Origin of the sequence: Pseudoalteromonas sp. 2CM32C (assembly GCF_023161925.1) — a bacterium.
Classification (GTDB): Bacteria; Pseudomonadota; Gammaproteobacteria; order Enterobacterales; family Alteromonadaceae; genus Pseudoalteromonas; species Pseudoalteromonas marina.
In genome coordinates, this window is record NZ_JALNTI010000010.1 from 94,151 (window position 1) to 107,808 (window position 13,658).

At 40.1% G+C, this 13,658-nt stretch carries 13 protein-coding genes; 6 read left to right on the forward strand and 7 right to left on the reverse strand.

The window, feature by feature from the left end; all coding sequences use genetic code 11:
- Position 1 precedes the first annotated feature (1 nt).
- Complete coding sequence (locus tag MTF67_RS15825) at positions 2-667, reverse strand: hypothetical protein (protein ID WP_248520060.1); 666 nt, start codon at positions 665-667, stop codon at positions 2-4.
- Positions 668-722: 55 nt separating this feature from the next.
- A complete protein-coding gene (locus tag MTF67_RS15830) occupies positions 723-1,010 on the reverse strand; it encodes a hypothetical protein (protein WP_006791341.1) in 288 nt (95 codons plus the stop codon).
- Positions 1,011-1,238: 228 nt separating this feature from the next.
- On the opposite strand from MTF67_RS15830, the gene MTF67_RS15835 reads away from it, so the two are divergent.
- The 4 genes from MTF67_RS15835 to MTF67_RS15850 all read left to right on the forward strand — a co-directional run bounded on the left by MTF67_RS15835 (position 1,239) and on the right by MTF67_RS15850 (position 5,470).
- Positions 1,239-1,622 carry an RNA-binding S4 domain-containing protein gene (locus tag MTF67_RS15835; RefSeq protein WP_010557651.1) on the forward strand — a complete coding sequence of 128 codons (384 nt, stop codon included), beginning with the start codon at positions 1,239-1,241 and terminating at the stop codon, positions 1,620-1,622.
- A 94-nt stretch (positions 1,623-1,716) separates the two neighbouring features.
- Positions 1,717-2,145: a hypothetical protein gene (locus tag MTF67_RS15840; protein ID WP_248520061.1), complete on the forward strand. Its 429-nt coding sequence runs from the start codon at positions 1,717-1,719 to the stop codon at positions 2,143-2,145.
- Between the two features lie 200 nt (positions 2,146-2,345).
- Positions 2,346-5,090: an aconitate hydratase AcnA gene (gene acnA, locus MTF67_RS15845; RefSeq protein WP_248520062.1), complete on the forward strand. Its 2,745-nt coding sequence runs from the start codon at positions 2,346-2,348 to the stop codon at positions 5,088-5,090.
- Positions 5,091-5,224: 134 nt separating this feature from the next.
- Positions 5,225-5,470 carry a hypothetical protein gene (locus MTF67_RS15850; RefSeq protein WP_248520063.1) on the forward strand — a complete coding sequence of 82 codons (246 nt, stop codon included), beginning with the start codon at positions 5,225-5,227 and terminating at the stop codon, positions 5,468-5,470.
- Between the two features lie 3 nt (positions 5,471-5,473).
- Here MTF67_RS15850 and MTF67_RS15855 read toward each other — a convergent pair whose 3' ends face one another.
- The 4 genes from MTF67_RS15855 to MTF67_RS15870 form a co-directional block, all read right to left on the reverse strand.
- Positions 5,474-6,016 carry a DUF4124 domain-containing protein gene (locus tag MTF67_RS15855; protein WP_248520064.1) on the reverse strand — a complete coding sequence of 181 codons (543 nt, stop codon included), beginning with the start codon at positions 6,014-6,016 and terminating at the stop codon, positions 5,474-5,476.
- A 138-nt stretch (positions 6,017-6,154) separates the two neighbouring features.
- The gene (locus MTF67_RS15860) at positions 6,155-6,895 is read right to left on the reverse strand and encodes a phosphoadenylyl-sulfate reductase (RefSeq protein WP_006791348.1); all 741 of its coding nucleotides are present in this window, start codon (positions 6,893-6,895) and stop codon (positions 6,155-6,157) included.
- A gap of 42 nt (positions 6,896-6,937) precedes the next feature.
- Entirely contained in the window at positions 6,938-8,635 is a 1,698-nt protein-coding gene (gene cysI, locus MTF67_RS15865) for an assimilatory sulfite reductase (NADPH) hemoprotein subunit (protein ID WP_248520065.1), read from the reverse strand.
- Between the two features lie 60 nt (positions 8,636-8,695).
- Positions 8,696-10,510 carry an assimilatory sulfite reductase (NADPH) flavoprotein subunit gene (locus tag MTF67_RS15870; protein ID WP_248520066.1) on the reverse strand — a complete coding sequence of 605 codons (1,815 nt, stop codon included), beginning with the start codon at positions 10,508-10,510 and terminating at the stop codon, positions 8,696-8,698.
- Between the two features lie 303 nt (positions 10,511-10,813).
- On the opposite strand from MTF67_RS15870, the gene MTF67_RS15875 reads away from it, so the two are divergent.
- Positions 10,814-12,430, forward strand: coding sequence for an endonuclease (locus MTF67_RS15875; protein ID WP_248520067.1), 1,617 nt, complete (start codon positions 10,814-10,816; stop codon positions 12,428-12,430).
- Between the two features lie 27 nt (positions 12,431-12,457).
- On the opposite strand, the gene MTF67_RS15880 is transcribed toward MTF67_RS15875, so the two are convergent.
- Positions 12,458-12,922 (reverse strand): hypothetical protein, encoded by a 465-nt coding sequence (locus MTF67_RS15880; RefSeq protein ID WP_248520068.1) that lies wholly within the window; start codon positions 12,920-12,922, stop codon positions 12,458-12,460.
- 185 nt (positions 12,923-13,107) lie between these two features.
- Here MTF67_RS15880 and MTF67_RS15885 point away from each other — a divergent pair, with 185 nt between their 5' ends.
- Positions 13,108-13,653 (forward strand): helix-turn-helix transcriptional regulator, encoded by a 546-nt coding sequence (locus tag MTF67_RS15885; protein ID WP_248520069.1) that lies wholly within the window; start codon positions 13,108-13,110, stop codon positions 13,651-13,653.
- Positions 13,654-13,658: the final 5 nt, after the last annotated feature.

Genomic DNA, 13,658 nt, shown 5'->3' on the forward strand with positions numbered 1-13,658 from the left:
CTCAGTCCATATAAACAACCTGCAATGAGCAATCGAGCCAGCTAGGATTATTAACATGGGCTGTAAACGTGTAAGTATCTGATGGCTTATCGCCAAAGGGAGTATTTATAAGTGGCTGCGAGTGACTATAAGTTTGCGAATAATTTTTGTAATAAATGACAACGTAACCATATAAAAACTCCCAACCCAACCTCACAACTGCACCACTGGGTAAAGTAAAATCAGCGTATTCTTTGGTAAAGGTAACGATTAAATCATTGTACCTATCTTCACTGCATTGAGTTGTTCGTAACTGTTTAGGCATTACAAAAGAAGCATTTTCAGCTGTATTTTTTAAATAAAAACCTATATTGCCATCACCATAAAAATGGTTTGAGCGACTTGTATAACTAACGTGTGGCTCATACCCGAGCGCTTGCATTATGGACGCAAGTTGTTCTGTCTCTTTGGAATAAATTTTATCGCTTGATAAAAGCAACGTTGCTTCACCAAAATCTGATGGGATTTCTAACGTCACATATTCATAGGGAAGAATTTGTGCTTTTAACGCCGCATCGAGCTGATTACGTTGTTCATCTTGCAAGTTTTCACTAAAAACATAAACGGTGGGTTGCTGGCATGCAACTAACATACATGCCAATACACAAATTAAAAATCCTTTTTTCATAGTCACCTCATTTGATTACACTTGTAGTCTATTAGAGGTATTGCTTTATCGCAACTTAATTTGTTTGGTTATCTAACCAAGCATCTACACTTTTACGCGTATATAATACTTCTTTGAATAAGCGGTGACGTTCAAATTCCAAAACGCTTTTTTTGTTAGTGTTGCCACTGAGTAACTGGCTGTGTGTATCGTTAAATTTTGAAATAACCGAAAACCCGCGTTCAGGTTTTTGGTCGTGCTTTTTTATTGATTTACTAAGGTGTTCCCTAACGTCATCGGCAGTTAACATGTCTGAATGATTTAAGCCCATTAGCTCTTTTCTCATTGCTAATCTTACGCCCATTTTTTACTCCATGATTCTATGTATTCTAAATTCGACACAGCTATAGCAATTAGTAAGCCACTTACAAACATGGCTCGCCGGAGCTTAACTAATAAATACTTCAGTTTTTTTAAAGTGAGTCATTTTTTAAAAAATAACTAATACGTAACTTTGAGTGATTTGGTTTGGTGCATAATTGGCCCTATGCCTTTATACTACAGCCTATGCAAGCCTCCACCGAGAGTAACAATGAACGAAGAATACATAGAAATCGAACTAGAAGAAGAGCCGATAGAGCTCTGTAAATTATTAAAAGTACTTAATTTAGTTGAAGGTGGCGGCCAAGCTAAAAACCTAATCGCCGAAGGCTATGTGGGTGTTAACCATGAAATTTGTACAATAAAGCGGAAAAAATTATACAGTGGTGATGTACTGGAATTTGATGGCGAGCTCTTTCAACTCTCCCTGAGTGAAGATGCAACCCCAGCACAAAGGCCAAGTGAACAAACACCGGTTGAACCCAAACAAAACATTACACCACCTGAAAGCCAACCAGCAAAAAGTAAACGTAAGCGCACTAAAAAGCCAAAGGTAGATGAAAAAACAGGGCGTCGTCCTATTTCATTTGGGTAAGCTTACGAATCGCATTATAAAAAAGCCAACTTGTATAGTTGGCTTTTTTACTCTTTAATAACCTTGTTAATAATAATAAAAAACAAGGTTACACATGTCATCTCACACACCTAAAAACTGGTTTAAACCTGTCGCTTGGGCTGCTCTTATATGGAATTTATTAGGCGTTATAGCATTCATTATGCACATAATGACAAGCCCAGATATGATCAGTAAACTACCATTAGATCAACAAGCTGCATATTCAAACACCCCAATATGGGCCACCATTGCTTTCGCCGTTGCCGTTTTTGGTGGTGCTTTAGGCTGCATTTTTTTACTAGCTAAAAAATCGCTGGCAACACCTACTTTTGCTTTATCGCTCGGCGCGATAATCATACAGCAATACTACAACTTTTTTATAATTGATAGCGTTGCCTTGCTAGGAATCAGCTCGGTTGTAATGCCACTTATGGTAGTTTTTATTGCCTTAGCGCTTATTTATTTAAGTATAAAAGGGAAACAACAAGGCTGGCTAAACTAACTGAATAGGCCAGCTGAACAACGTGCTTTTTAGTTGGTATAGATGGTTTATTATACTCATAATTTAATACCTTACTTCCTATTACAGCTGCACATAAATGCAGCTATTTAATACTCGTTTATCATGGTATGCACTTTGCAAATGTTTAATTACAGAGGTTACTTTTAAAAAAATTTAATTAGTTAAGAAGGGGCAAAATAATGAAAAATAGTTTCGATACCCAACATGAGCTCACAATTAATGGTGAGCAATATAATATTCATTCTCTGAAAGGGCTTGGCGACAAAGCAAAACGACTCCCCTTCTCCTTAAAAGTCTTGCTAGAAAATTTGCTGCGCAACGAAGACGGCGAAAACATCAAAGAACAAGACATTAATGCGCTATTAAATTGGGACCCAAAAGCAAAACCATCATCTGAAGTTGCATTTACCCCTGCACGAGTAGTAATGCAAGATTTTACTGGCGTACCTGCCATTGTTGATTTAGCTGCAATGCGAGATGCAATGGAAAAGCTCGGCGGAGATCCTGCAAAAATAAACCCACTGTCACCGGCCGAACTCGTAATAGACCATTCAGTACAAGTTGACGGCTATGGAAATGATGGTGCCTTTGATTTAAATGCGAAACTTGAATACGACCGCAACAAAGAACGATACGAATTTTTACGCTGGGGCCAAACGGCATTTGATAATTTAAAAGTGGTACCACCCGCAACCGGCATTGTTCACCAAGTTAATTTAGAATACCTTGCTCGCGTTGTTTTTAACGAAGATAGCAATGGTAAAAAGTTTGCCTACCCCGATACACTGGTTGGTACTGACTCGCACACAACCATGATTAATGGCTTAGGCGTACTTGGCTGGGGTGTAGGCGGCATTGAGGCTGAAGCTGCAATGCTTGGCCAGCCAATTAGCTTATTGATTCCACAGGTAGTTGGCATGAAGCTTAATGGCCGATTACCAGAAGGCACAACAGCAACTGATTTAGTGCTCACGGTAACTGAAATTTTGCGTAACCACGGCGTGGTGGGTAAATTTGTAGAATTTTATGGCGATGGCCTTGCAGATCTCCCCCTTGCAGATAGAGCAACCATTGCTAACATGGCACCTGAATATGGTGCTACGTGTGGTATTTTTCCAATTGATGACGAAACGATTAATTATTTACGTCTTACCAACCGTGATGAAGACCAACTAAAGCTTATTGAAGATTATGCAAAACACCAAGGCTTGTGGCGTAACGATGGCGACGAAGCTCGCTATACCGACACACTAGAACTGAAGCTCGATGATGTTGTACCAAGCCTTGCAGGCCCAAAACGCCCACAAGATAGAATAGCGCTTAACAAAGCCGGCGAGGAAATCTCTCAGCACCTAAAAGGTTTTCAAGAAGAGCGTATAGCACATCGCGATAAAAGTGATGACGAGCAATCGCGTATTGAAAGCGAAGGCCCAACAACCAACCCTGATGAACCTGTAAACGAAGCACAATTTATGGGGGCGGCAAAAGTTAACTACAAAGGCCAAGAGTTTGAACTTAACGACGGTGCATGCGTTATTGCAGCTATAACAAGCTGTACCAACACGTCTAATCCAAGTGTTATTTTAGCCGCAGGCCTTGTGGCTAAAAAAGCAAAACAACTAGGTATTAACGTTAAACCTTGGGTTAAAACATCACTCGCGCCTGGCTCAAAAGTAGTTACCGACTACTTAGAGAAAGCGGGGTTAATGGACGACTTAGAAAGCCTAGGTTTTAATTTAGTAGGTTACGGTTGTACTACGTGTATAGGCAACTCAGGACCGCTGGCTGATGAAATTTCACAAGCTATTCAAAAACACAAGCTGGTAGTCAGCTCTATCTTATCGGGCAATCGTAATTTTGAAGGGCGTATACACCAAGATGTTAAAATGAACTTTTTAGCTTCTCCTCCTTTGGTTGTTGCCTATGCAATTGCAGGTAGAACAGACATAGATGTTTATAACGAGCCCCTTGCACAAGATGAAAACGGTAACGATATTTACCTTAAAAACATTTGGCCAAGTGTGAAAGAGGTTAGCGACTTAGTAAAAGAAACGGTTACCAAAGAAATGTTTGCAACAAGCTACGCCAATGTTTATGAAGGTGATAGCCGCTGGCAAAAAATTCAAATACCTGACGGCAAGTTGTATGATTGGAACGACGCATCTACCTATATTAAAAAAGCACCATTTTTTGATGGCATGACCGTAGAGCCACCGGGTATTCCTACCATTGAAAAGGCTCGCTGTTTAGCCAAGCTAGGAGACTCGGTAACAACCGATCACATCTCTCCTGCAGGCGCGATTAAAGCGGATGCACCTGCTGGTCTTTATCTACAAGAGCACAATGTAGAAAAAGCACAGTTTAATTCTTACGGCTCTCGCCGAGGTAACCATGAAGTAATGATGCGTGGCACCTTTGCTAACGTACGACTTAAAAACTTGTTAGCACCGGGCACAGAAGGCGGGGTAACACGCACGCAACCAGACAATAGCTTAGAAAGTATTTACGATGCGGCTATGGCATATCAAAAAAATGATACACCGCTTATTATTTTAGCCGGAAAAGAATATGGTACTGGCTCGTCACGCGATTGGGCTGCAAAAGGTTCGTTGTTGCTAGGCGTGAAAGCTGTTTTTGCACAAAGCTATGAACGTATTCACCGCTCTAACTTAATTGGGATGGGTGTACTGCCATTACAATTTAAAGAGGGTGAAAGCTATGAGTCGCATGGTTTAACTGGCCAAGAAGAGTTTGATATTCAAGGTCTTTACGATAAAACCGACGAGATTACACTGATAGCAACTAATGCCGAAGGCAAAAAAACAAGCGTAAAAGCCGATGTACGTATTGATACTCCTAAAGAGTGGGATTACTACAAGCATGGCGGTATTTTACAATATGTACTGCGTAACATGCTTAACTAAGCTGCGTAGTGAATGACTCATAGGCCTTATGGTTACAACCATGAGGCCTTTTTTATAACTGCCTTATTATTGCGCTGCATCAATATACAAAACACATAGCCTATTACACTGGCACCATAACCAGTGGAGGCATTATGTCGCATGTCACTATTATTAGAGTACTTAAAACATCTATTGTACTTGGCTTATGCCTTATAGTTACAGGCCATACACTTATCATATCTAATGGGTTTAGTGAGCAATTTGGTATTAACGGCATTATTGCATCCGCAGCTTGCATCGCTGTGGGTATACTATTGTCACTACCCACCAAAATATATTTAACCATTTTACTAATGGAAGCTGAAAAACGTTATACCCACTCTAATACTAATGAATAGCGCTTAAAGTACACTTAAATTATTAATTTCTTTGTTACGTTTTTCTAATTTTTTTTCGATGTTTTCTGCATCTTCAAACAGCTTTTTAATCGATTCAGGATTTAATATTGAAGGGGTTTGCGTATTAGCTGACATCTCATTAGTACTAGACTCTAAGTTTAAAATAGAAGTATCTTCTGCACCAATCACGGTTATATCCTCAGGGTTGAGGGTTAACTCTATGCTTTTACCATGAGGGTTAGGGCTATCTGAATAATGCCATTGACCTGTTTCATCTTGCCACTTATAAATAGTACTTGAAGACGTAATCGTTGAGCTATCGCTTGAAATACTACTCGTCACTTTATCGCCAGCCTCGTGAATGCCTTTTACAGCTTGATTTAGCGTATTGGTTGATAACGCAACCATTTGCTCTTTAATTTGCTGGGTTTCTTTGCTGATAGTTGAACCTGAAAGCCAAGTTTGGCCGTCTGGCTTTTTTAAATAAAATAGTGATATGACAGCAATTACCATCACTGATATTGCTAAATAGGTAAAGTATTTCATAGCGTTCCTGCTTTGTTTGTTCCTTTAATATAATATTAGTGAATAAAGCACTCACTGGCAATTTTATTATCTAAATTTAGATAATAAAAAACGCAGCCTAAGCTGCGTTTAATTGCGGTTAAATAAAGCGTTAAGGTACTAAATACCATCACCATCCATATGAAGACCGCATTCACGGTTTAAACCAAAAAAGCGGGTTTCTTCTTCAGTCATGCCCGGCTCTAGTTTGCGCGTAGTGTGTACATCGCCCATTGACACATACCCTTGCTCCCATAATGGGTGATAAGGTAAGTCATGCTTAGTTAGGTATTGATATACATCGCGGTTTGACCATTCAATAATCGGGTACACTTTTACCGTGCCACGGCTTATTTCTACAAACTGCTTATCTGCACGAGTAGAAGATTGATCGCGACGTAAACCACTAAACCAGGTACCCGCTTCAATTTCTTTTAAAGCGCGAGTCATTGGCTCAACTTTATTAAGCTGATTATATTGCTTAATACCGTCCTCACCTTGCTCCCATAACTTTCCAAACTTAGCTTCTTGCCATGCTGGGCTCAGCTGCGCCTTGTACACTTTTAAATTAAGTGACAAACGCTCGCTCATTTGCTCAATAAACTGGTACGTCTCAGGGAACAAATAACCAGTGTCTGTTAATACAACAGGAATGTCTGGGCGTTGGGTTGTCATTAAATGCAACATCACCGCAGCTTGAATCCCAAAGCTTGACGATAGAAACGCGGTATCGGGTAAATTTTCAAGCGCCCACGCAACACGTTGCTCTGCGCTCATATTTGCTAATACACCATTAGCATCAGCTAACATAGCCGCTTGGCTTTGTTTATCTAGCTGTAATATATTTTTAAATTCACTCATGGAAAATTCCAAGCCTCACCAGCGCCAAGCGCTGGTATCTAATTATGCGTGAAAATCGGTTACTGATACTTTTACTTCAGCAACAATGCCTTTGCGAATTACAAAGTCACCAAAACATTCACCGTCGTTTCGCTCACTTGCCCACTGGCCAATTAGCTTATCAAACGCCTCTAGGTAAACATCTTCACCTACGTTTTCAAGGTACAGTTTAGGAATGCGTGTACCTTCTAAATTACCGCCTAAGTAAACGTTGTATTTACCAGGCCCTTTACCTACCAGCCCTGCTTCTGCAAGCATTGCGCGGCCACAACCATTAGGACAACCTACAACGCGCATAATAATGCTATCGTCTGGTATTCCGTGTTTAGCGAGTAAAGCTTCAGTTTTTTCAATTAAGCTTGGTAAGTAACGCTCAGCTTCGGCCATTGCAAGCGGGCATGTAGGTAATGCCACACACGCCATTGAGTTTTTACGTTGCTCTGTGTCACCGTCGTCAATCAAACCATGGTTACGAGCAATTTCTTCAATCACTGCTTTTTGATCTACAGGTACACCGGCAATAATTAAGTTTTGGTTTGCCGTCATACGCATATCACCTTGGTGCACTTCTGCAATTTTACGACACCCTGTTTTAAGTGGCTTATCTGGGTAATCTAAAATACGGCCGCTTTGTATAAATAGCGTAAGGTGGTGCTTGCCATCAATGCCTTCTACCCAACCGATACGATCGCCACGGTGAGTAAACTCATAAGGGCGGCTTGGTGCAAAGCTTACACCGGCACGTTTTTCTACTTCTGCTTTAAATACGTCAAACCCAACACGATCTAGTGTGTATTTAGTTTTTGCATTTTTACGGTTAGAACGGTTACCCCAATCGCGCTGCACTGATACAACGTGCTCAGCAATTTTTAAGGTATCTTCTAGGGCAATAAAACCAAAGTCGTCAGCTTTACGCGGATACGTAGCCGTATCACCGTGGGTCATAGCAAGGCCACCACCTACAAGTACGTTAAAGCCGACAAGCTTACCGTCTTCAGCAATAGCAACAAAGTTCAAGTCATTCGCATGCACATCGACTTCGTTGTTAGGCGGAATAGTAACCGTGGTTTTAAACTTACGTGGTAAATAGTTAGACCCTAAAATAGGTTCTTCTGTCGTTTCTGCTTTTTCGCCGTTTAACCAAATTTCAGCATACGCTTTTGTTTTTGGTAATAAATGCTCTGAAATTTTTGCAGCCCACTCATACGCTTCTTGGTGTAGCTCAGACTCAACAGGGTTAGTAGTACACAGCACATTACGGTTTACATCACCTGCGGTAGCAATAGAGTCAATGCCCACGCTATTTAGCATTTGGTGCATGCCTTTAATATTTGGCTTTAATACACCATGGAACTGAAACGTTTGACGCGTAGTTAAACGAATGCTGCCGTAGCTGGTTTTATCATCAGCAAACTTATCGATTGCTAACCACTGCTCTGGCTTAATAATACCGCCAGGCATACGCGCACGTAGCATTACGTTATGCAGCGGCTCTAACTTTTGCTTTGCACGCTCTGGGCGTATATCGCGATCATCTTGCTGATACATACCGTGAAAACGTATAAGTTGGAAGTTATCGGCTGTAAAACCACCGGTAATTTCATCTTTTAAGTCTTGCTCTATAGTGCCTCGTAAAAAGTTACTTTCTCTTTTCAAACGCTCGTTATCAGAAAGCTTTACGTTTTTATCTTGTTCGCTCATTTTAAATCCTAAATTTGTTACAGTGACGGCTGTTAGCTGTTAATAAAATAAGAAACGTGATTAATACACGTCTTTCTGATAGCGGTTTGCGCTACGCAGGTCTTTTAAATATTGCTCTGCGTCTTCATCATTTTTACCCGTATTTTCTTTAATGATATCAACCAATGCTTGATGTACATCTTTTGCCATGCGGTTTGCGTCTCCACATACATAAAAGTGAGCGCCAGCTTCTAACCACTCAAAAATGTCTTTTGAGTTTTTGCGAAGCTTATCTTGTACATAGATTTTTTCGGCTTGGTCACGGCTAAATGCAACATCTACTTTATTAAGTAAACCTGACTTTAAATAACCTTGAATTTCTACTTGGTATAAAAAGTCTTGAGTAAAATGTGGGTTACCAAAAAACAGCCAGTTTTTACCTTGTGCTTCTCGCGAGTCACGCTCTTGTAAAAATGCGCGGAATGGCGCAATACCAGTACCCGGACCCACCATGATAATAGGTGTTTCATCGTTAGCCGGTAAACGGAAGTTGTCGTTATGTTCGCTAAATACTTTTACTTTGCAGCCTTCTTCAGCACGACGCGCTAAATAACCAGAACAACCACCTAAGTGCTCGCTGTCAAAAGTATCAAACTCAACAAGTCCAACAGTTAAATGCACTTCGTCTTCAACTTCGCTTTGGCTAGACGCTATAGAATATAAACGAGCCTGAAGCTTACGTAAGCAATCAACTAATGTTTGTGCATCTAGTTTTGCTGGATTTTGACGAATAACATCAAATATTTGGCGTGGCTCAATGTAAGCACGCATTGCAGCTTTATCTTCTACAAGCTTTAAGAGCTCAGGTGTGCCTGTTGCTGTTGCGTATTTTTCAACAAAACCCGGATATGACTGCGTTAGCTCTAATTTTTCGATAAGCGCATCACGCACGCTCAATTCTTCATTCGCAACTTTAACGCGACTAGAACCATCAATTTGGGTAAGTTCTAGCGCTTCATCAACTAACGCCTCATCATTTAAAAAATATACACCCAGTGAGTCACCCGGTGTGTAAGTGATATCAGAGCCTTCAAGCGAAATTTCTACATGGCGTACATCTTTTGTTGAATCACGCCCGGTAATTTTTTGAACTGCTAATAATTCGGCTTCAAATGGATTTTGCTTTGTGTACTGGCTAGCTGCAGGCGTTGGTGCACCAAAAGGCATAACCGCGGCTTGTCCACCTACGTTACCCTGTTGCGCTTTTAAATCTGGTTCAAATGCATCTAGTGCGCCTTGAATCCATGTTGCAGCTTCTTCTTCGTAATCAACATCTAAATCAGCGCGTTGGTAAACTGACTCAGCGCCTAACTTATTTAAACGCTCTTCAAAATCTTTTGCTGTTTGGCAGAAAAACTCATAGCTAGAATCGCCTAGACCAATGACAGCTATTTTAACACCGTCGAGTTTAGGGGCCTTTTTAGTGGCTAAAAATGCGTGCAACGTTTCGCCATCTTCAGGCGGTTCACCTTCACCGTAAGTCGATACAACAACGGTTAAAAACTTTTCTTTTTTCAGGGCCGTTGGTTTGTAATCAGACATACTCACTAATTTGGCTGATAAACCACGCGATTCAGCTTGCTCTTTCATTTGGGTTGCAACACCTTTTGCATTACCCGTTTGTGAGCCATATAAAATAGTTAATACTGCTGCATCGCCCGTTACTGATGTGCCAGCCGTAGGCATACCAACTGCTGAAGCATTTGCATTAGCTGCTAAGTAACCACTTACCCACGCTTGTTGTATTGGATTAAGCTCAGCCACTAAACCTTGCAGCTTTTGAACTTGCTCTTGCGATAGCGGGCTTGCCGCAGCATTTAGTTGACCTAACAACATGAATCGATTCCCCATAACCCTGAAAATTAAGCACAACACACACCGTGTATTGTTAAAAATGAGTTTTTCCTCAGCCGATATAAGTTTGCTGAGGTTTTCTTACTGTGCAGGATAACGGGCTATCGACTTATCAAAAAAGAATAGAATCTGCTTTGATATTCCATTTAGTTATTAATTTTAAAAAACACCTAAAAAAACAGATTAAAGAGCGATTATTGCTTTTTATTAAATTTTAAATTAACAATTTTGTAACCTAAACAAAGTAATGTATATTATTCACTCATTATAAAAATAGGAACAATCATGTCACACGGGACATATAAAAATAAACTATTCGGAACAGCCTTATTACTTGGCACACTTCCGGTAATGGCAAATGTAGAAAATGGCAGTTTTGAGCAATGGTCAGGCAATACACCTGACGCGTGGAGCACAATAGATAGCGGTATTAGCCTATCGCGCTCAACAAATATTGTTAAAACAGGTAACAGTGCAGCAGCAGTTAATGTAACCACGGGCTCTCAGGCTAACACCGATTTATTACAACAAATAACGGTAGAAGCAGGAAAAACCTATGCATTTTCAACTGATGTTTACCACACAGAAGGAAAAATTAAAGCCCGTTTATTCGTAGATGGTTACCAAGGCTACTCCAATAATACGCAAACTAATCAATGGCAAACAATTAGCCACAGCTATACAGCAAGTAGCAATAAAACCATTAATGTTGGCCTGCGCTTTTATGATGTTAGTGGCTTTGATGGCAATGAACTTGTCTATGTAGATAACTTTCTACCTACAAGTAACGACAGTAGCTCTGGGAGTTGCTCGGGCAATAGTCTCTCTTTTAGTCTGACGACAGATAATTATGGTAGCGAAACAAGCTGGGCTATTAATAATAACCAAGGTAGCACGGTTGCAAGCGGTAGTGGCTATGCGTCCAATACACAATATAACGAAGCACTGTGTTTAGCTGATGGCGCCTATACCTTTACTATTAACGACAGCTACGGTGATGGTATCTGTTGTAGTTTTGGTAGTGGTAATTATGCACTCACTAGTGGTGGTTCAACCCTGGCAAGTGGCGCAAGCTTCAGCAACGCTGAAAGTACTTCATTTTCGCTTGGCGGTGGCTCTGGTGGTACCCCCACAACACCAACAGGTTATTATGTTACAACACAAGGCCTAACCGGTTACGCATTAAAAACTGAGCTTTATAACATCATTAATAATCATAGTTCGCAGGGGTACTCTGCAATATGGAACTTTTATGATTCATCGGCTCGCGATACATACTTTGAAAACGATAATAGTATTTTAGATATGTACAGTGAAAAGCCAAATGGCAACGATAGCTACACATACACAGCCGTTAGCGATCAATGTGGCAATTACAGTGGCGAAGGTGGTTGTTACAACCGCGAACATTCGTTCCCTAAAAGTTGGTTTGGCGGTACTAATGAGCCTATGAACTCAGATGTTCATCATATTTATGCAACCGATGGCTATGTAAACTCTAAACGCAGCAACTTTCCGTTTGGTGAAGTGGCAAGCGCCACGTTTACATCAACTAATGGCAGTAAGTTAGGCTCTGCAAGTAGCGCCATTAATTACACGGGCACAGTGTTTGAACCCATTGATGAGTTTAAAGGTGACTTTGCCCGTGCCTATTTTTACATGGCTACACGCTATGAAAATGTGATTGGGACGTGGCAAAATAATACCACTGCAAGTAATGCGGTTCTTAACGGCACCAGTTCGCAGGTATTTGAAAGCTGGGTTGTTGCTATGTTAATCAACTGGCATAACGCAGACCCTGTTAGCCAAATGGAAATAGATCGAAACCAAGCAGCATTTGAATTTCAAGGTAACCGTAATCCGTTTATCGACTACCCTGAATTTGTAGAAATGATTTGGTAGAAAATATAGCCTCAGCCAAGGCTGAGGCTATTTAAAACTCGCCTGACCAAGTGCAATAGACTCATAGCGCTTTCCCGTTAATTTAATCACCCATACGCTGTCTGTAAATGAGCGGCTAAAATATACAGTTTGCCCATTGGGAATATTAGGCATGAAAGACGTAATAGACTGCCAATCGCTATCTACTTTTTCTTTGAGCTTCATGCTCGCATTATAAAAACTTCCTTGTTCATTTGTTTTTACCTCAAGTGCTGTTAGCTGTTCACCGCCGCCTATTTCTATTAATGCGCTTTTATTTAAGTTAGCTAATAACTGAGGTTGGTGAATCGGTTGTAAATTTTTTAATGTTTCATCTATTTTGCTATCTATTGTTATTTTACTCTCTAGCTTGTAAATAGTGGCTTTAATCGCAAATACTGGCTCTGCAATACACGCTGAGGATAAAAACCCAAAAGTAATCCCCATTACCGCTTTATAAAAGTACATTTTCATTCGTTATACTCCTTTATTATTTAGTCTGCCTAGCATAACCAATTTATCACCTATTAAAACTTAACTTATTAATATTCATAATATTCTTTTAATTCATAGTAATGAATATTGCTTATTGGGCTATTTAAACACACCATTTTTAGCGATAATAAATAGATGAGCATTAAACAAGGTAAGGAAGAAACTTGTCGCTAGGAATTGAACTAAAGCAATTAAGAGCAAATAAAAAATGGACGCAAGCATTTGCAGCACGCGAGATTGGTATTCAACAATCTTACTTATCTAAGCTTGAAAATGGACAATTTATTCCGTCCGCTGAGGTAATTGAAAAGCTCGAACTTTGCTATGGAAAAACGTGTTTAGATAAGTATTTACCATCAAAAACATTACAAAGCACACAGATTAAAAAAAGGCTGTTTGTAAGTTTAATTATGCTTATTACTGGTCTCGTAATGTGGTTATGCGCAACCTATGAAATTTTCTACCCAGAGACTTACTTTACTTATCAGGCCAAATTAGGCGACTTTGTAGCGTTCAACGTCAGTCAGCACTACCAAGGCGAGCGATATATTGAAGGTGATGTTATTTACCAAATTTTAGGTGAGAGGCAAGTTAGCCGGATTGAAAACCGCTTTTTAATTGTAGGCTCCACGCTTTGTATTTTGCTATCTGTTGTCGTTGCCGCTTTTTCTAAAAAGTATTTATTAATTAAGCCTCTAAATAAAGTTTAAACACA